The organism is Paraburkholderia oxyphila NBRC 105797, assembly GCF_000685075.1.
Lineage (GTDB): Bacteria > Pseudomonadota > Gammaproteobacteria > Burkholderiales > Burkholderiaceae > Paraburkholderia > Paraburkholderia oxyphila.
This window is the reverse complement of sequence record NZ_BAYD01000037.1, coordinates 32,134-51,544: the sequence shown is the minus strand read 5'-3', so window position 1 is coordinate 51,544 and position 19,411 is coordinate 32,134. Positions and strand designations below refer to the sequence as shown.

The 19,411-nt window shown below is 66.4% G+C and carries 13 protein-coding genes; 3 read left to right on the top strand and 10 right to left on the bottom strand.

Features of this window, described 5'->3' with window-relative positions; translation table 11 throughout:
- Positions 1 to 12: 12 nt before the first annotated feature.
- The 6 genes from BO1_RS22565 to rpsB form a co-directional block, all read right to left on the bottom strand.
- Positions 13 to 822, bottom strand: coding sequence for a phosphatidate cytidylyltransferase (locus BO1_RS22565; protein WP_028219495.1), 810 nt, complete (start codon positions 820 to 822; stop codon positions 13 to 15).
- The gene (gene uppS, locus BO1_RS22560; RefSeq protein ID WP_028219494.1) at positions 816 to 1,598 is read right to left on the bottom strand and encodes a polyprenyl diphosphate synthase; all 783 of its coding nucleotides are present in this window, start codon (positions 1,596 to 1,598) and stop codon (positions 816 to 818) included. The genes BO1_RS22565 and uppS overlap by 7 nt, the downstream gene beginning before the upstream one ends.
- 73 nt (positions 1,599 to 1,671) lie before the next feature.
- A complete protein-coding gene (gene frr, locus BO1_RS22555) occupies positions 1,672 to 2,232 on the bottom strand; it encodes a ribosome recycling factor (protein WP_028219493.1) in 561 nt (186 codons plus the stop codon).
- Between the two features lie 93 nt (positions 2,233 to 2,325).
- On the bottom strand, positions 2,326 to 3,042 hold the full coding sequence (pyrH, locus tag BO1_RS22550) for a UMP kinase (RefSeq protein ID WP_028219492.1): 717 nt from the start codon (positions 3,040 to 3,042) through the stop codon (positions 2,326 to 2,328).
- A gap of 250 nt (positions 3,043 to 3,292) precedes the next feature.
- The gene (gene tsf, locus BO1_RS22545; protein ID WP_028219491.1) at positions 3,293 to 4,174 is read right to left on the bottom strand and encodes a translation elongation factor Ts; all 882 of its coding nucleotides are present in this window, start codon (positions 4,172 to 4,174) and stop codon (positions 3,293 to 3,295) included.
- A gap of 212 nt (positions 4,175 to 4,386) precedes the next feature.
- Positions 4,387 to 5,142: a 30S ribosomal protein S2 gene (rpsB, locus tag BO1_RS22540; RefSeq protein WP_028219490.1), complete on the bottom strand. Its 756-nt coding sequence runs from the start codon at positions 5,140 to 5,142 to the stop codon at positions 4,387 to 4,389.
- 386 nt (positions 5,143 to 5,528) lie between these two features.
- Between rpsB and map the strand changes: the two genes are divergently transcribed.
- The 3 genes from map (at position 5,529) to BO1_RS22525 (ending at position 11,275) form a co-directional block, all read left to right on the top strand.
- Positions 5,529 to 6,350 (top strand): type I methionyl aminopeptidase, encoded by an 822-nt coding sequence (map, locus tag BO1_RS22535; RefSeq protein WP_028219489.1) that lies wholly within the window; start codon positions 5,529 to 5,531, stop codon positions 6,348 to 6,350.
- Positions 6,351 to 6,594: 244 nt separating this feature from the next.
- The gene (locus tag BO1_RS22530) at positions 6,595 to 9,174 is read left to right on the top strand and encodes a [protein-PII] uridylyltransferase (protein WP_028219488.1); all 2,580 of its coding nucleotides are present in this window, start codon (positions 6,595 to 6,597) and stop codon (positions 9,172 to 9,174) included.
- A 25-nt stretch (positions 9,175 to 9,199) separates the two neighbouring features.
- Positions 9,200 to 11,275 (top strand): pseudouridine synthase, encoded by a 2,076-nt coding sequence (locus BO1_RS22525; RefSeq protein WP_028219487.1) that lies wholly within the window; start codon positions 9,200 to 9,202, stop codon positions 11,273 to 11,275.
- Positions 11,276 to 11,377: 102 nt separating this feature from the next.
- On the opposite strand, the gene def is transcribed toward BO1_RS22525, so the two are convergent.
- The 4 genes from def to smc all read right to left on the bottom strand — a co-directional run bounded on the left by def (position 11,378) and on the right by smc (position 19,315).
- Positions 11,378 to 11,911 carry a peptide deformylase gene (def, locus tag BO1_RS22520; RefSeq protein WP_028219486.1) on the bottom strand — a complete coding sequence of 178 codons (534 nt, stop codon included), beginning with the start codon at positions 11,909 to 11,911 and terminating at the stop codon, positions 11,378 to 11,380.
- On the bottom strand, positions 11,908 to 13,968 hold the full coding sequence (gene ligA / locus BO1_RS22515; RefSeq protein WP_028219485.1) for an NAD-dependent DNA ligase LigA: 2,061 nt from the start codon (positions 13,966 to 13,968) through the stop codon (positions 11,908 to 11,910). The genes def and ligA overlap by 4 nt, the downstream gene beginning before the upstream one ends.
- A gap of 322 nt (positions 13,969 to 14,290) precedes the next feature.
- Positions 14,291 to 15,604 (bottom strand): cell division protein ZipA C-terminal FtsZ-binding domain-containing protein, encoded by a 1,314-nt coding sequence (locus BO1_RS22510; RefSeq protein ID WP_028219484.1) that lies wholly within the window; start codon positions 15,602 to 15,604, stop codon positions 14,291 to 14,293.
- A 192-nt stretch (positions 15,605 to 15,796) separates the two neighbouring features.
- Positions 15,797 to 19,315, bottom strand: coding sequence for a chromosome segregation protein SMC (smc, locus tag BO1_RS22500; protein ID WP_028219483.1), 3,519 nt, complete (start codon positions 19,313 to 19,315; stop codon positions 15,797 to 15,799).
- Between the last annotated feature and the right edge of the window lie 96 nt (positions 19,316 to 19,411).

Sequence of the window (19,411 nt, the reverse complement as noted above, 5' to 3'; positions counted from 1 at the left end):
AGCCGAGCGCCCTTAACCGAGCAGCAGCATGGCAAGCGGCAGCACCGGCAGTAGCGCGTCGATGCGGTCGAGCACGCCACCGTGGCCTGGCAGAAGGCCGCTCGAATCTTTTACGCCAGCCTGGCGTTTGGTCATCGACTCGAACAGATCGCCGATCACGCTGAACGCGACCAGCACGGTAAGCACGAAGAGCGCGCGGACGAGACCCAGACGGGCCGCCAGCGCGGAATACAGGGTCGGCTCGAACGCGTGCAGCGCGAGCGCGGCGACCGACACCACCATCACGGCCGCCCAGCCGCCCACCGCGCCTTCCCAGGTCTTGCCGGGGCTGATCGCGGGCGCGAGCTTATGCTTTCCGAATGCCTTACCTGCAAAGTATGCGCCGATATCGGCCAGCCAGACGAGCAGCAGCAGCGAGAGCACGAACGCCACGCCCACCGTGCGCGCCGCAACGAGCGCGTGCCAGCAGGCACTGAAGATGACGAGCCCGGCCGCAAGCAGGAATGCGCGCCAGACACCCGCTGCGAGCGTGGGCTTGCGCACGAGCACGTAGGGGCCGGCAACGAGCCAGAAGATGCCGGCAGCCTGATAGAGGGAGTGCGTCGACTCGAGCCGCGTGCTCGCGGCGACGGCCACGGCCGCAACCGCCGCATAGACGATCGAGCCCGCCGTGCCGGCCTTGAGCAAACGCGCCCATTCCCATGCGGCGAACAGCACCACGAGGCCGATCAGCGCGCCAAAGGCGGCCACCGGCGCGAACAGCGTGACCGGCAGGAAGACGGCCAGCAGGACGATCGCCGTGATGACACGGGTCTTTAGCATGAAAGCGAGTCGGCGTTCTGGGATTGGTTTTCGAGCTGGGCGCTCGTGCGGCCAAAGCGGCGCTCACGTTCGGTGTAGGAGCCGATGGCGCGGTTGAGCGCATCGGCATTGAAGTCCGGCCAGAACGTGTCGGTGAAATAGAATTCTGCGTACGCGAGCTGCCAGAGCAAGAAATTGCTCACACGCTGCTCGCCGCCCGTGCGGATGAAGAGATCCGGCTCCGGTGCGTAGCTCATGGCCAGATACTGGCCGATCGTGTCCTCGGTGACCGGCACCGGCTCGCCGGCGGCGGCCGCCGCCTCGACCAGCTTGCGGGTGGCCTGCATGATGTCCCAGCGGCCGCCGTAGTTCGCGGCGATCGTCAGCGTGAGGCGGGTGTTGCGCGCGGTCTTGGTCTCGGCGCGGCGGATCAGGTCCTGGATGCGCTCGTTGAACATCGACAGGTCGCCGACCACGCGCAGACGAATCCCGTTCGCATGCAGGCGCGCCACTTCGCGCTCGAGGGCCGTGACGAACAGGCGCATGAGAAACGAGACTTCGTCGGTCGGACGTCGCCAGTTCTCCGAACTGAAGGCGAACAGCGTGAGGTATTCGACGCCGCGCTCGACGCAGGCCTCGACGACCGAGCGCACGGCGTCCACGCCGCGCGTATGGCCTGCGACGCGCGGCAAGCGGCGTTGAGTTGCCCAACGGCCATTGCCGTCCATGATGATCGCGATGTGGCGCGGCACGGCCGCCACGTCGGGCACGCGAACGGTTGAGCTGGTATAGGTCATGGCCGTCAGACTAAGACTGCAGATACGGACAATAGGGAAAAGAAACCCTGGCGGAATTGAGAGCCTGACGGCCTCAAACCGTCATGATCTCTGCTTCCTTCGTCTGGACGAGCTTGTCGATCTCGGCCACGAAGCGGTCCGTCAGCTTCTGGACGTCGTCGCCACCGCGGCGCTCGTCGTCTTCCGAGATTTCCTTGTCCTTCACGAGCTTCTTGAGCTGCTCGTTGGCGTCGCGACGCAGGTTGCGCACAGCCACCTTGGCCGTCTCGCCTTCGTTCTTGACGACCTTGGTGAGCTCCTTGCGACGCTCTTCGGTCAGCGCGGGCATCGGCACGCGGATCAGATCGCCGTGCGTTGCCGGGTTCAGGCCGAGATCCGACTCGCGGATCGCCTTTTCGATGACCGGAACCATCTTCTTTTCCCACGCCTGAACGCCGATCGTGCGCGCGTCGACGAGCGTCATGTTCGCGACCTGCGAGATGGGCACAGGCGAGCCGTAGTAATCGACCTGAATGTGATCGAGTAGACCGGTGTGCGCGCGGCCCGTACGGATCTTCGCCAGGTCGCTCTTGAATGCGTCGATCGAACGCTGCATTTTTTGCTCAGCGCCCTTCTTGATGTCAGCCACAGCCATTTTGATACCTCCGAACCTTCATTACGGTACGGGCCCGCCAACGCGCTCAAGGGGCGGCGCGGCCCGCGTTCGTGTCTCGCGTGAGACGAGAGTTTACACGTGGACGAGCGTGCCTTCGTCTTCGCCTTGAATGATGCGCTTGAGCGCGCCCGGCTTGACGATCGAAAAAACCCGGATGGGCAACTTCTGGTCGCGGCACAGCGCGAAAGCCGTTGCGTCCATCACCTGCAGATTGCGGCCGATGGCCTCGTCGAAGCTGATCGTCGAGTAGCGCGTGGCCGAAGCATCCTTCTTCGGGTCTGCCGAGTAGACGCCGTCGACCTTGGTGGCCTTGAGCACGACTTCCGCGCCCACTTCCGCGCCACGCAGCGCGGCGGCGGTGTCGGTGGTGAAGAACGGGTTGCCCGTGCCTGCCGCGAAAATCACGACCTTGCCCTCTTCGAGCTGGCGAATCGCGCGCGGACGGATGTACGGCTCGACCACCTGGTCCATGCGCAGCGCCGACTGCACGCGCGCCTCGATACCCGCGTGACGCATGGCGTCCTGCAGCGCGAGCGCGTTCATCATGGTGGCGAGCATGCCCATGTAGTCGGCGGTCGCACGGTCCATGCCGGCCGCGCCGCCCGCGACGCCGCGGAAAATATTGCCGCCGCCGATCACGACTGCGAGCTGAGTGCCCAGACGCACCACCTCGGCCACGTCTGCCACCATTCGTTCGATCGTGGCGCGGTTGATGCCGAAGGCATCATCGCCCATCAGGGCTTCGCCGGAAAGTTTGAGCAGGACGCGTTTATAGGCGGGTGTGGGCATGGAGGTATCCAGGATCGCGCGCAAAGGGCAATAACTTGAAACTGTAGGGGTGAAATACGGCTTGGGGCAAGCGCCGCCAGAATAGCGAAGATTTGCGCCACGGGGCGCGGCGGGAGTCCGCCGCGCAAGGCGCCGCTACATCGGGCGTCGCTATGCTGCCCACCGCGGCGGATCACTCCGCCGCGGCTTGCTACGGTACTGCGGTGAGGCTTTTACTGCGGTACGGCTTGCTTAAAGGCTTGCGCGGCCTTTATTGCTGCTTTGCAGCAGCGACTTGTGCGGCCACTTCGGCTGCGAAGTCGTCCTGACGCTTCTCGATGCCTTCGCCGACGACGAAGAGCGCGAACTTCTGCACCGAGCTGTTCGCTGCCTTGAGCATCTGCTCGATCGTCTGCTTGTCGTTCTTCACGAACGGCTGGTTCAGCAGCGAGACTTCCTTCAGGTACTTCTGGACCGAGCCGTCGACCATCTTCGCGACGATCTCAGCCGGCTTGCCCGATTCGGCCGCCTTTTGCTCGGCGATGCTGCGCTCCTTGGCGATCAGCTCGGCCGGCACGTCGTCCGACGACAGCGAGACCGGCTTCATCGCGGCGACGTGCATCGCGACGTCCTTGCCGACCTGCTCTTCAGCGCCCGTGTACTCGACCAGCACGCCGATGCGCGTGCCGTGCAGGTACGCAGCCAGCTTGTTGGCGGTTTCGAAGCGCGCGAAACGGCGGATCGAGACGTTTTCGCCGATCTTGCCGACCAGTGCGAGGCGCACTGCGTCGACCGTCGAGCCTTCCAGCGGCAGAGCCGACAGAGCAGCGACGTCAGCCGGGTTTTGCGTGGCGACCAGCTCGGCCACCGTGTTGGCGAACGCGAGGAAGTCGTCGTTCTTCGCAACGAAGTCGGTTTCGCAGTTCAGTTCGACCACGGCGCCAGCATTGCCGCCGATGAACGAAGCGATCACGCCTTCAGCCGTGACGCGCGATGCGGCCTTGCTCGCCTTGTTGCCGAGCTTCACGCGCAGGAGTTCTTCAGCGCGTGCCAGGTCGCCGTCGGCTTCCGTCAGCGCCTTCTTGCATTCCATCATCGGCGCATCGGTCTTCGCGCGCAGTTCTGCCACCATGCTTGCGGTAATTGCCGCCATCATTCGCTCCTTGAATCTGTCTGGTACACGCCAGCCGCATGGTTCGATGCGGCAGGCAGGAATTCGTTTCCGTAAATACCGTGCTGAAACGCTTTTTTACAGCTGCTTCTACAGGACTACGGTGCCGCCCATATGACGCGGCTTCGAACGCCACGGCTTAAAAAAAAGGGGCCTATGGAAAGCCCCCTTTTCTTGCCGGACACGGGGGCAGCTTACGCCTCCGGGCTGACCTCGACGAACTCGTCGTCGCCGTCGTTGCCGCGCACAGCTGCAACCACTTCGTTCACCGAGTTTGCACGGCCTTCGAGGATTGCATCAGCCACGCCTTGCGTGTACAGCGCGACAGCCTTGCTGGCGTCGTCGTTGCCCGGGATCACGTAGTCGATGCCTTCCGGCGAGTGGTTCGTGTCGACCACGGCGATGACGGGGATGCCCAGCTTGTTGGCTTCCGTCACGGCGATCTTGTGGTAGCCGACGTCGACCACGAAGATTGCGTCAGGAATGCCGCCCATGTCCTTCACGCCACCGATCGACTTTTGCAGCTTGGCGATTTCGCGTTCGAACAGGAGCGCTTCCTTCTTGCTCATCTTCTCGAGCTCGCCCGCCTCCACGGCCGCTTCCATGTCCTTCAGGCGCTTGATCGAAACCTTCAGCGTCTTGAAGTTGGTCAGCATGCCGCCGAGCCAGCGTGCGTTCACGAACGGCATGCCAGCGCGCGCTGCCTCTTCGGCGATCGTGTCACGCGATTGACGCTTCGTGCCCACGAACAGGATCGTGCCGCGGTTCGCTGCCAGTTGACGCACGTACTTCAGCGCGTCGTTGTACATCGGCAGCGTCTTTTCGAGGTTGATGATGTGAATCTTGTTGCGATGACCGAAGATGAACGGGGCCATCTTGGGGTTCCAGAAGCGCGTCTGGTGACCGAAGTGGACACCGGCTTCCAGCATTTGGCGCATGGTAACTGCCATGTTTCAATTCTCCGCTAGGGTTGGGTCTTAAGCCGGCTGCCGCATCGGTGCGCCGCCCTCTTTCAGGACTGGCGCGCCCGACACCCTGGATGCGCCGGCTTGCGATTTCAACGATTTCTACAAACTTGACGCCGGTATTTTTTGCCCGCGGCGACAGCAGGCATAATCGACTCCCACACCCTTCTTTCGAAAGATACAGCGAGCGACTTAGCCGAAGATTATAGCACGTAAAACTGACCGCACTCAAGCCAGCTATTACCCTCGGAAAGGGCGCGCCAGTAGCGCACCAGCCTGCCTCCCGGCGCCCGCCACGCGATTCAAAAGCCTGCGACCGTGTGGATAAGGTGCGATAATTTGATATTCGACTGCATTTTCGGGCGCACACCATGGCCATTTCGATCAAGAACGAACACGACATCGCGCAGATGCGCGTCGCCTGCCGGCTGGCGAGCGAGGTGCTCGACTACATTACGCCGTTCGTCGTAGCAGGCGTGACCACGGGCGAGCTCGACCGGCTTTGTCACGAATACATGACCAACGTGCAAGGCACGGTGCCCGCGCCGCTGAATTATCAGCCGCCCGGCTACCCGCCCTACCCGAAGGCCATCTGCACCTCGGTGAACGACGTGATCTGTCACGGTATTCCGGGCGACAAGACGCTGAAGAACGGCGACACGCTCAATATCGACATCACCGTCATCAAGGAAGGCTATTTCGGCGATACGAGCCGCATGTTCATCGTCGGCGAAGGGTCGATTCTCGCGAAGCGCCTCGCGCAGACCACGTATGAATGCATGTGGCTCGGCATCGACCAGATCCGCCCGGGCGGCCATCTGGGCGATATCGGCCATGCGATCCAGCGTTACGCCGAATCGCAGGGCTACAGCGTCGTGCGCGAATATTGCGGCCACGGCATCGGCACGGTGTTCCACGACGAGCCGCAGGTGCTCCACTACGGCCGCCCCGGCACGGGCGTCGAGCTGCTGCCCGGCATGATCTTCACCGTCGAGCCGATGATCAACGCCGGCCGCCGCGAGATCCGCACCATGCCCGATCAGTGGACGGTCAAGACCAAGGACCGCAGCCTCTCGGCGCAATGGGAGCACACCGTGCTCGTGACCGAGACGGGCTATGAAGTGCTGACGGTTTCGGCCGGCACGCCGGCCAAGCCGGCGATCGTCGCGCAGATGGCGGGCACCGCGGCCTGATCTGGCAAGGCGCAGCGCTTCCCGCCGCGACACGCTGCGCCAGCCTTGTGTCACGCGCTCGCGCGGCAGAGCCGCCGCGATCTGGCACAAATCCGGCGGCGAGCAGGCAATACCCAGGCACCACTCTAGTTCTAGTACCACCCAGGCACAAACCGGCATCATCGCGCGAGCGCACGGTCCGCCGCCCGGCAGTCCGCGCGCGCGGCCGGGCCTCCCCCCAACCGCGCCAACAGCATCGAAGCCCATGAGCGTTCCCGCCGTCGCCGCACCCGATACGTCGTCGCTGAAGTCCGACTACAAGGCCGCCAAGGCCCTGTTGCTCGAACGCTTCAAGAGCGCGTCCAACGTCGATTCGCTGATGCGGGCGCTGGCCCGCACTACCGATGACACCCTGCGCCGCGCCTGGAGCCTGTGCGAGCTGCCGGCCTCGCTCGCGCTCGTGGCCGTGGGCGGCTTCGGGCGCGGCGAGCTCGCGCCGTACTCCGACGTCGATATTCTCGTGCTGCTCCCCGACGACCAGGCACTTGCGCCACTCGAATCGCGCATCGAGCGCTTCATCGGCCTTGCGTGGGACCTCGGACTCGAAATCGGCAGCAGCGTGCGCAGCGTCTCGCAATGCCTCGAAGAGGCCGCGAACGACGTGACCGTGCGCACATCGCTTCTCGAAGCGCGCCGTCTGACGGGCAGCCCGACGCTGTTCGGCGACTTCGCGCAACGCTACCGCGACGCCATGGACCCGCGCGCGTTCTTCCAGGCGAAAGTGCTGGAAATGCGCCAGCGCCATGCGCGCTTCCAGGACACGCCTTATGCGCTGGAGCCCAACGTCAAGGAAAGCCCCGGCGGCTTGCGCGATCTTCAATTGATCCTCTGGATCACGGAGGCTGCGTCATTTGGCAGCAGTTGGAAAGAGCTCGATCAGCGTGGACTGATCACCGAGCGCGAAGCGCGTGAGCTGCGCCGCAATGAGGCGTTCCTGAAAACGCTGCGCGCGCGCCTGCACGTGCTCGCCGGCCGCCGCCAGGACATCCTCGTATTCGACCTGCAGACGAGCGTGGCCGAAAGCTTCGGCTACTCGGCAAGCGCGGCGCGGCGCGCGAGCGAGCAGCTCATGCGCCGCTACTACTGGGCCGCCAAGGCCGTCACGCAGCTTTCGACCATCCTGATCCAGAACATCGAGGCGCAGCTCTTCCCGAGCACGAGCGGCATTACGCGCACCCTCTCGGATCACTTCGTCGAAAAACAGGGCATGATCGAGATCGTGACCGACGACGTGTTCGAGCGCGAACCGCACGCGATCCTCGAAGCCTTTCTGCTTTACGAGCAAGTGCCCGGCGTGAAGGGCCTCTCGGCGCGCACCATGCGCGCGCTGTATAACGCGCGCGAGAAGATGGACCAGCACTGGCGGCGCGACCCGGAGAACCGGCGCCTATTCATGGCGATCATCAAGGAGCCCGCGGGCATCACGCATGCCATGCGGCTCATGAACCAGACCAGCGTGCTGGGCCGCTATCTGCTGAACTTCCGGCGCATCGTCGGGCAGATGCAGCACGACCTCTATCACGTCTACACGGTCGATCAGCACATCCTGATGGTGCTGCGCAACATCCGCCGCTTCGCCGTGGCCGAGCACGCGCATGAGTACCCGTTCTGCAGCCAGATCATCGCCAATTTCGAGCGGCCCTGGGTGCTCTATGTGGCGGCGCTCTTTCACGATATCGCCAAGGGGCGCGGCGGCGACCACTCGCAGCTCGGCATGGCCGACGCGCGGCGGTTTTGCCGCGAGCATGACATCACGGGCGAAGACGCCGACCTGATCGTGTGGCTCGTGCAGCAGCACCTGACCATGAGCCAGGTCGCCCAGAAGCAGGACACGAGCGACCCCGAAGTGGTGAAGCGCTTTGCCGACCTGGTGGGCGCGGAGCGGCGGCTTTCGGCGCTCTATCTGCTGACCGTCGCCGATATTCGCGGCACGAGCCCCAAGGTCTGGAACAACTGGAAAGGCAAGCTGCTCGAGGACCTCTACCGCTCGACGCTCGCTGTGCTCGGCGGCGCCGAGCCCGACGCGCATTCCGAGCTCAAGACGCGCCAGGAGCTGGCGCTTGCGCTGCTGCGCCTCGAAACGGTGCCGGAGCATGCGCACCGCGCGTTGTGGGACAAGCTCGACGTCGGCTATTTCCTGCGCCACGACGCCGCCGACATCGCATGGCAGACGCGCGTGCTCTACCGCCACGTGGAGACGCCCTCGCCCGTCGTGCGCGCGCGGCCCTCGCCGGTTGGCGAGGCGCTGCAAGTGCTCGTCTACGCGAAGGACCGGCCGGACCTGTTCGCCACCATGTGCGCCTATTTCGACCGCAGCGGCCTGTCCGTGCTCGATGCGCGCGTGAGTACGACACGTCACGGCTACGCGCTCGACAACTTCATCGTCGCTCACACCGAGGGCGACGTGCATTACCGCGATATCGCGAACCTGGTCGAGCAGGAGCTCGCCCAGCGCCTCAGTGCGTCCGGCAATCCGCTGCCGGAGCCGTCCAAAGGGCGGCTCTCGCGCCTGTCGCGCACCTTCCCGGTCACGCCACGGGTCGACCTGCGGGCCGACGAGCGCGGCCAATACTACATCCTGTCCGTGTCGGCGAACGATCGGCCGGGCCTTCTTTATTCCATCGCGCGCGTGCTGGCCGAGCACCGCATCGGCGTCCAGGCGGCGCGGATCAATACGCTCGGCGAGCGCGTGGAGGACGTGTTTCTGCTCGACGGCTCGGGTTTGTCCGACAACCGCCAACAGATCCGTGTCGAAACCGAACTGCTGCGCGCGATAGCAGTGTGAATGCAACAGCGAAAGACGTAGAACCATGCGAGCCAAACTGACAGCCAAACATCCGCGCCCGACCACGCCCGAACGCGCCCCCGTCCGCCGCGGCAGCACGACCGCCCGCAAGCCAGTGCGGCCGGCTGAGGCGCGGCCGGCTGAAGGGCGGCCCGCACAGGCGCGCCCGTCCACGGCGAAACCGGGTGGGAAACCCACCGCCGGGAAACCGGCAACGGCGCGCGAGCGCGACACGTCGGGCCGTCCCCCTCGCGCGCCGCGCGAAGGCGGCGGCTATGGCGACGAGCGTCGCAGCCGCGATTCGGGCGCCAGGGGCGACGCGCCGCGCACCGGCAAATCGTGGGACCGCGACGCGCGGCCGGCACGCCGCGCCGAAGGCGATGAGCGCGGCTTTGCGCGTGGCCGCGGCGAAGGCGATGAGCGCCGCTTCGCACGCCGCCCCGAAGGCGACGACCGGCGACGTGGTCCTGGCGGCCGCGCCGAGGGTGAAGAACGACGCCCGTTCCGTGCACGCGACGAAGGTGGCGAACGACGCTTCACGCCCCGCGGCGATAACGAGGGCCAACGTCCGTTCCGTGCGCGCGATGAAGGCGGCGAGCGTCGCCCCGCGCGTCGCAGCGACGACGCAGGCCAGCGTCCGTTCCGCTCACGCGACGAAGGCGGCGAACGCCGCTTCACGCCCCGCGGCGAGGGCGAAGAACGACGCCCCTTCCGCTCTCGCGACGAAGGTGGCGAACGCCGCCCCGCGCGGCGCAGCGACGACGCAGGCCAGCGTCCGTTCCGCTCGCGCGATGAAGGCGGCGAACGCCGCTTCACGCCCCGCGGCGAGGGCGAAGAACGACGCCCCTTCCGTGCACGCGACGAAGGTGGCGAACGCCGCCCCGCGCGCCGCAGCGACGACGCAGGCCAGCGTCCGTTCCGCTCGCGCGACGAAGGCGGCGAGCGCCGCTTCGCGCCCCGAGGCGATGACGAAGGCCGTCGCCCCTTCCGCTCGCGCGATGAAAGTGGCGAACGCCGCCCCGCCCGCCGCGACGACAACGACGACCGGCGCCCCGGCCGCCCACGCGGGGAAAACCAGGAACGCCGCGCGTTCCCGGCCGAGCGCCGAGCACCGGGAGCCGCACCGCGTGGCGATCGCCCGGCATTTCGCCGCGACGAAGGCTCCGACGACCGGCGCCCGCGCAACGACCGCGGCTTCGCGCGCCCGGTGAAATCCTCCTGGGACAACGCAGGCGAGCGGCGCGGCGCGGAAGACACGCGTGCACGCAAGCCCGCACCGAAATCCTTCGCCAAGAGCGCCGACCAGGCGCCCCAGCGCGCAGCGCGCGCGGAAGTCGACAGCGACAACGCACTGCGACTGTCCAAGCGCATGTCGGAGCTGGGCCTATGCTCGCGCCGCGAGGCCGACGAATGGATCGAGAAAGGCTGGGTCTATGTGGACGGCGAAGTCGTCGACACGCTCGGCGCTAAAGTCACGCCGGAGCAGCGCATCGAAGTCGACCCCGCCGCGCTCGCCGCGCAGGCGCGCCAGGTGACCATCCTGCTGCACAAGCCGGTGGGCTATGTCTCGGGTCAAGCCGAAGACGGCTATGAGCCGGCAGCCACGCTCATTACCGCCGGCAATCACTGGGACGGCGACCACTCGGGCATCCGCTTTTCGGCGCAACACCTGCGTACGCTCGCGCCGGCGGGCCGCCTCGACATCGACTCGACAGGTCTGCTCGTCCTGACCCAGGACGGCCGCGTGGCGAAGCAGTTGATTGGCGAGAGCTCCGATATCGACAAGGAATACCTCGTGCGTGTCACCTACGACGATATCGAGACCGAAGTCGACCAGCACTTCCCGCCTGAGTTGCTGGCGAAGCTGCGTCACGGCCTCTCGCTCGACGACGTCCCGCTCAAGCCCGCGATGGTGAGCTGGCAGAACGGCGAGCAACTGCGTTTCGTGCTGCGCGAAGGCAAGAAGCGCCAGATCCGCCGCATGTGCGAACTGGTCGGGCTGAAGGTGGTGGGTCTGAAGCGCGTGCGCATGGGCCGCGTGCTGCTGGGCGCGCTGCCGCAAGGGCAATGGCGCTATCTGTCGGCGGACGAAGCGTTCTGAAGCCGCTGAAGCTCGTGCATCGCGTGCGGGCGGATGGAACAAAAAACGGGAGCCGCGTGGCTCCCGTTTTTCATGCGCGCCGCCTTTCGTGCGCGAGCGTCCTCAATCGTCGCGCTTCGGGTCGAGATCGGGGAACAGGATGTCGGTGAAGCCGAACTTCGAGAAGTCGGTAATCCGCATGGGGTACAGCTTGCCGATCAGATGGTCGCATTCGTGCTGGACCACGCGCGCGTGAAAGCCTTCCGCCACGCGTTCGATGGGGTTGCCGAACTGGTCGAAGCCGTCGTAGCGGATCATCGAATAGCGGCTCACCGCGCCGCGCATGCCCGGCACCGAGAGGCAGCCTTCCCAGCCCTCTTCCATGTCGTGCGAGAGCGGATGAATGACCGGATTGATCAACACCGTGCGCGGCACCGACGGCGCTTCGGGATAGCGCTCGTTGTCTTCGAAGCCGAAGATCACGACCTGCAGGTCGACGCCGATCTGCGGAGCGGCGAGCCCCGCCCCATTCGCTGCGTGCATCGTGTCGAACATGTCGGCGATCAGTTCGTGCAGCTCGGGTGTATCGAAATGGTCGACCGGTCTGGCGATGCCGAGCAGGCGCGGATCGCCCATCCTGAGAATTTCGCGAATCATGTCGTGTGCCCCTCCAGGAGCTTCTGCAACCCTTCTTCGTCGAGCACCGGCACGCCGAGTTCCTCGGCTTTCGCGAGCTTGCTGCCCGCGTCGGCGCCCGCCACCACGTAGTCGGTCTTCTTCGACACCGAGCCGGCCACCTTCGCGCCAGCCGCTTCCAGCATCTCCTTCGCCTCTTCGCGCTTGAGCGTGGGCAGTGTGCCGGTGAGCACCACCGTCTTGCCCGCCAGCACGCCCACTGGCGCCTTCGGCGCGGGCGGACCGTCCGCCCATCTGACCTTGCCCGGCGCGCGCAGTTGCTCGATAACGGTGCGGTTATGTTCTTCCGCAAAGAACTGATGAATCGACTCGGCCACGATCGGGCCGACATCGTTGACTTCGAGCAGTTGCTCGATGGACGCGTCCATGATGGGGTCGAGCGAGCCGAAATGCTTCGCCAGATCCTTCGCCGTGGATTCGCCCACGTGGCGGATACCGAGCGCGTAGATGAAACGCGCCAGCGTGGTGGATTTGGCCTTTTCGAGCGAATCGAGCAGATTCTGTGCCGACTTGTCCGCCATGCGGTCGAGCTCGGCCAGCGTGGAGAATCCGAGATTGAACAGGTCGGCCGGCGTGCGCACGAGATTCTGGTCGACGAGCTGGTCGATGATCTTTTCGCCCAGACCGTCGATGTCGAGCGCGCGGCGCTGCGCAAAGTGCCACAGCGCCTGCTTGCGCTGCGCCGGGCAGAAGAGCCCGCCCGTGCAGCGGGCAATCGCTTCGTCGGGCAGGCGCTCGATGCTCGAGCCGCACACCGGGCACTCGGTGGGCATCACGAACTCGCGGGCATCCACAGGGCGGCGCTCGAGGAGCGCGCTCACGACCTCGGGAATCACGTCGCCGGCGCGGCGCACCACGACCGTGTCGCCGATGCGGATGTCCTTGCGGCGCACTTCGTCTTCGTTGTGCAGCGTCGCGTTCGTGACGGTCGCGCCGCCCACGAACACGGGCTCGAGCCGCGCGACTGGCGTGATGGCGCCGGTGCGGCCCACCTGCACGTCGATGGCGACGACCTTCGTGAGCGCCTCCTGCGCCGGAAATTTATGGGCGAGCGCAAAGCGCGGCGCGCGCGAGACGAAGCCGAGCGCGTCCTGTTCCGTGCGGCGGTTGACCTTGTAGACCACGCCGTCGATGTCGTAGGGCAGCGCATCGCGCTTCTCGCCCACGGCGCGGAAGAAGTCCAGCAGCCCCTGCGCGCCCTTCACGACTGCGCGCTCGCTGTTCACGGGCAAGCCCATTTGCGCGTACCAGTCGAGCAGCTCGCTGTGCGTGGCGGGCATGGGCTCGCCTTCGAGTACGCCGATCCCGTACGCGAAGAACGACAAGGGCCGCTGCGCCGTGATCTTCGGATCGAGCTGGCGCAGGCTGCCCGCCGCCGCATTGCGCGGGTTCGCAAACTCCTTGTGGCCCGCTTCGCGCTGACGCTCGTTCATGCGGTCGAAGTCGCGGCGGAACATGAGCACTTCGCCACGCACGTCGAGTACCTTCGGGACGTGCTCACCTTTCAGGCGCAGCGGCAGCGAGCGGATGGTGCGCACGTTTTCCGTGACGTTCTCGCCGGTCGTGCCGTCGCCGCGTGTGGAGGCCTGCACGAACACGCCGTCCACATAGCGCAGCGAGATGGCCAGGCCATCGAACTTGAGCTCGCAGGCGTACTCGACCGGGTCGCCTTCGGGCTTGTCGAGCGCGTCGGCCACGCGCTTGTCGAACGCGACGATGTCTTCGTCCGCGAAGCCGTTGTTGAGCGACAGCATCGGCACGTCGTGCAACACCGGCTCGAAGCCGCCCGCCGCCTCGCCGCCCACGCGCTGCGTGGGCGAATCGGGCGAGACGAGCTCCGGGTTCTCGGCCTCGATGCCTTGCAGCTCGCGGAACAGCTTGTCGTATTCCGCGTCGGGCAGCTCCGGCTGGTCGAGCACGTAGTACGCGTGATTGGCGCGCTCGAGTTCGGCGCGCAACCACGCCGCGCGCTGCGCCGCAGTGGATTCTTCGGGAGGACGGGCGGGAGAACGGACCATGCTGGGGGCGGCTTCTTCTGAGTGGATGAGATTGTCAGATTATCTCAGGAAGCCACCTGCGTGGCATCGGCCGAACGGCCAGCTTCGTGCGGCGCCGAACGGCCCCCGCGGACATCCTGGCCGAACGGCCAACGTCAGCCCGATCGTATTGACGCCGTGCCTGCCCAATGCGAACTTGATCGCACCGCAACATATCCGCCGCATCGAACGGCGCCCGGCGCCCATGCCCGCACTGCCCGATCCGTTCGCGTTTGCATCACGTATAAAAAAAGCGCGGCGCCCTGTTGGCGCCGCGCCTCGTGCGTTGGCTACGCTATTGCCCTTACTGGCTGAAGAGCCGTCGCGTCGCCGCCGAGCCTGCCGGAATGCCGGCCTGCTCGAGCTTCGCGTAGAGCGTCATGAGCTGCTTGTCGATGGACTGCAGCACCGATTCCGGCAACGGCCGGCGCTGGTCGTCCACCACGCGCCCGCCGATGCGCTCCGCGAGCGAGCGCGCGTAGTCGCACATCAGGCGGAACGGCAGGATGTCTTCGTCGGCCACGGGCACGTCGAGGATCAGCGTGATCATCTGGCCGCCCTTGTAGGTGAGGTCGTCGCGCAGGAAGTTGGTGTCGCCGAACTGCAGCATGAACACCGGGCTCTGCTTCGCGTCGAGCTTCACGAAACGCGTGCCGTCGCGCGAGAGCAGCAAGCCGTCCTGGGCCGCCACCGCCTGCACGTAGTTCGCCGACCACGGCGCGCCATCCGAGAGCACGTTGATCGACAGCTGGGCATCGCACTGCGCCGCAAAGCCGTCGAGCTCGCGGGCCATCGCGACCGTTTCCGTCATATCGGGGAATTCGGGCAGGCCGTCGAGCGCATCCGCGAACTGCTGCACCCCCGCGACGAACTCGGAAAACTCGAGCTCGTTCAGCGGCCCGTTGCGGTTCGCCAGTTGCGCGGCCGCGCGCAATTCCTCATAGCGCACGCCGTTTTGCAGCAGCTCCCAGCCATCGCCGCCTTCGGGCTTGCCTTCGATGTGCACCGGCTTGCTGCCGGCGCGGCGCAGACGCTGCGCGAGCGGAATCACGCGCTCGCCGGGCTGCGGCCCGCCAAGCCGGATCGGCACGATGCAGTCGATGCGTCGATCGACGATGGCCGGCGGCGCGGAAGAGATCGTCGTGGCGGCAGGCAGCACCGGCTCGACGCGCTCGTGCTCGTCTATGTCGCGCTTGTCTTCACGCTTCTCATCGCGCTTCTCTTCGCGCTGCTCGCCGTGCTCCGTGGCAGACGCGGGCAGCTCGTTGCCCTCGGCCTCCTCAGTCTCCGCTTCCGGGAAACCGTTCGGCGAGGTGTTCTCGGCCTGAATATCCACCGGCGTGTCGGCCGGCGCGGCCGTGCCGAAGCCCGGCTCCACACGCTCCTCGGCGGCGCCGGCGCCCGCGAGCGACGGCTCGCGCCTGGACGGCGCGCGGGCCGGTTCGATGAACGGGCTCTGCTCGTTCAGGTCATCGCGCAGCGGCGCCTCGGCCGCTTCCTCGGGCATCGGGCGCGGCATGCGCCGGCGCACCCTGGCGCTCTGCCATGCGTTGTACACCACCACGCCCCCGACGACCACGGCACCCGCGCCGATCAACCCGAGAGTCAACTGATCCATGCATGCTCCATCTGCAATTCTTTTCCGGCGGCGCACCTCGTCCTTCGAGGACGCGTGCACCGCGTGCGTGGCGACAGCGGCATTCGCGACAGCCGCCCTTCGCGCAAAACGCAGGCGTTGCCGGTCGCGCGCCGCGCGCCGTGATTCAGACCCGCTGTTCGGGCCCGCAGTTCAGACCCGTTGTTCAGCCCATCAGGCCGTATTCTGTGCGAAACCAGCGGCCGTTTCCATGTCGACCGCAACGATGCGCGAAACGCCCTGCTCCTGCATCGTCACGCCAATCAACTGCTGCGCCATCTCCATCGCGATCTTGTTGTGCGAGATGAACAGGAACTGTGTCTTGTCCGACATCGCGCGCACCAGATTGGCGAAGCGCTCCGTGTTCGCGTCGTCGAGCGGCGCGTCCACTTCGTCGAGCAGACAGAACGGCGCCGGGTTCAACTGGAACATCGCGAACACGAGCGCCGTGGCGGTCAGCGCCTTCTCGCCGCCCGACAGCAGGTGAATCGTCGAGTTCTTCTTGCCGGGCGGCTGCGCCATCACCTGCACGCCGGCGTCCAGAATCTCGTCCCCGGTCATGATGAGCTTCGCCTGGCCACCGCCGAACAGGCGCGGGAACAGGTCGCCGAAATGCCGGTTCACCTCGTCGAAGGTGCCTTGCAGCAGCGTGCGCGTTTCCTGGTCGATCTTGCGGATCGCGTCTTCGAGCGTTTCGATCGCGCTCGTGAGGTCGGCGGACTGCGCGTCGAGGAAGGTCTTGCGCTCCTTCGCGGCGGCCAGTTCGTCGAGCGCGGCCATGTTGACCGGCCCCAGCGCCGCGATCGCGTTGTTGATGCGCGTGACTTCGCCCTGCAGATACGGGGGCTTGAGCTCGGGCGTGAGCTTCTCCTGCAGCGCGGCTTCGTCCACGCCCGCGGCCTGCAATTGCTCGACGAACTGCTCGCCGTTCAGGCGCGCGGCCTGCTCCTTCAACTGCAATTCGGTGATGCGATCGCGCAGCGGCTGCAGCGCGCGCTCCGCGGTAAGGCGCGTCTCGTCGGCCGCGCGCAGCTTCGCGCTGAGGTCGTCGAGTTCGGCGCGCGCGGCGCGCAGCGCCTCTTCCTTCACCGCGCGAATCTCGAGCGCATCCTGCAAGCCCGTGTGCGCGGTCTGCTCGTTGATCGTTTCCAGTTCCGCGCGCGCGTCTTCGAGCGAGACGGCCACGCGCTCGCTCTGGTCGTGCGCGACCTGGATATTGCGCTTGAGCTCCTCGATGCGGTTGGCCATGTTGCGTGCCGCGAAACGCGCATCGCCGGCCGCGCGCTCGAGATCGCGCGCTTCGTTGCGTGCGGCGCCCAACTCCTCGTCGAGTGCCTCGAACGCCAGTTGATTGTCTTCGAAGCGAGCCTGCAATTCCGCGAGTTCGACGTCGTGGCGCTCGAAGTTCGCCTCCGATTCCGCGCGCAGCGCACGCTGCTCTTCGATCTGCGCGCGGATCTCTTCGAGCTCCTCGCGAATCTGCGTGCTGCGCGCCGTATAGCGCTCGTGCGCCTGGGTGAGCTTGAGCACCTCCATCTGCAGCGCGTGCACGCGCTGCGTCGCACGCTCGGCTTGCTGGCGCACTTCAGTGAGCGCCTGGGCCGCCTGGGTGTGCGCCGCCTCCGCGCGCACGGCTGCGGTGCGCGCGTCGTCGGCGAGCAACGCCTGGGCGCGCACCTGGCGCGTGAGATTCTCGATTTCCTGCTGGCGCGCGAGCATGCCCGCCTGCTCCGAATCGGCGGCGTAGAGCTGCACGCCTACGCGCGTGACCGTGTGGCCGGCCTTCACCACGAACGCACCGCCTTCCGGCAACTGCGCGCGCTTCGCAAGCGCTTCGGCCAGATCGGCGGCGACGAACGCCGTGCCGAGCCATTCGTTGAGCACCGCGCGCAGGCCCGCATCGTCGATGCGCACGAGCGAGAGCAGCGGCGTGAGCCCCGCGGGCCCGGCCGGCGCCTGTCCGGCCGGCGGCGGCGCGTAGAACGCGAGCTTGGCCGGCGGCGCGTCGGTCGCGAAGGCCTTCACCCAGTCGAGGTTCGACACTTCGAGCGCGGCCAGGCGCTCGCGCAGCACGGCTTCGAGTGCGGTTTCCCAGCCGGCTTCGACGTGCAGCTTTTTCCACAGTCGCGGCAGCGCGCCCAGTTCATGGCGCTCGAGCCACGGCTGGATCTTGCCTTCGGTCTGCACGTTCTCCTGCAGCTGCTTGAGCGCCGCGAGGCGCGCTTCGAGCTGATGGATCTGCGCGCCTTCGGCCTGCACGCGCTCGTGCGCGGCGCGGCGCTCCGCGTCGAGGCGCGGCACCGTGTCCTGCGCGTCGGCAAGACGTTCCTGCGCTTCGCGCAGAATCTCTTCCTGCTCGGCCAGTTGCATGCGCAACTCTTCGAGCTGCGCTTCGTCGGGCGCGTCGAGGCCGCCTTCCTCCGCCTTCAGGCGCTCGTGACGCTGCTGAAGCTGCTGGAGCATCTGGTCGGCGTTGCGCTGATGCGCGGCCTCGAGCTTGATCGCCTGTTCGGTGCGCGAAATGCCCGCGCGCTCGTCGTTCAGCTGAGCTTGCGCGTCGCGCCAGCGGTTTTCGAGCGCGGGCAGCGCTTCCTGCTTCGCCGCCGCCTGCTCTTCCGCGATAGCCGCCTTTTCCTCGCCCATCGCGAGCTGCTCTTCGGCGTCCGCGATGTCGTCCTGGGCCTTCTGCGCCTGCACCTGCCATTGCTCGCGCTGCGCCGTGAGCGCCGCGATCTGCGCCTGCACGCGATTGCGCGACTCGACGATGAACTTGATCTCCGCCTCGAGGCGGCTCACCTCGGCATTCGCCTCATAGAGCGCGCCTTGCGCGCCCTGCATCGCATCGCTCGCCGCATAGTTCGCGACGCGCAGCGTTTCGAGCTGTGCCTCGACTTCGCGCAGTTGCGCGGTGTGCCGCTCGAGGTCGATCTGCGCCTGCTCGATCGCGCGTTGCTGGCGCTGCTGCTCGCTGGCCGCTTCGTTCTTGCGCAAGAGCCACAGGAGGCGCTGCTTTTCCTCGCCTTCGGCCTGCAGCTCGCGGAACTTCGTCGCGACCACGGCCTGGCCTTCGAGCTTCTCGAGGTTCGTCGAGAGCTCGCGCACGATGTCCTCCACGCGCGTGAGGTTCTCGCGCGTGTCGTGCAAGCGGTTTTCCGTCTCGCGGCGGCGCTCCTTGTACTTCGAGACGCCCGCGGCCTCTTCGAGGAACACGCGCAGCTCTTCGGGCTTCGCCTCGATGATGCGCGCGATCATGCCCTGCCCGATGATCGCGTACGCGCGGGGCCCGAGGCCGGTGCCGAGGAAGATGTCCTGGATGTCGCGCCGGCGTGCCGGCAGATTGTTGATGTAGTAGCTCGAGGTGCCGTCGCGCGTGAGCACGCGCTTGACGGCGATCTCGGCATACTGGCCCCACTGGCCCGCGGCCCGCCCGTCGGCGTTGTCGAACACGAGTTCGACGCTCGCGCGGCTGCCCGGCTTGCGTGCGGTGGAGCCGTTGAAGATGACGTCCTGCATCGACTCGCCGCGCAGCTCCGACGCGCGGGATTCGCCGAGCACCCAGCGCACGGCGTCGATGATGTTCGATTTGCCACAGCCATTGGGCCCGACCACGCCGACGAGTTGGCCCGGGACCTGGAAATGCGTGGGATCGACGAAGGATTTGAAGCCAGCGAGTTTAATCGAAGTCAGACGCACGGCGATATCGCTGTTTGAATAGGAAGAGTGAACGGGACCGCCCGCGCCGCAGGCCACGTGCCGTCGACCTCATCGCGGGTCGCACGGCGCAGCGAC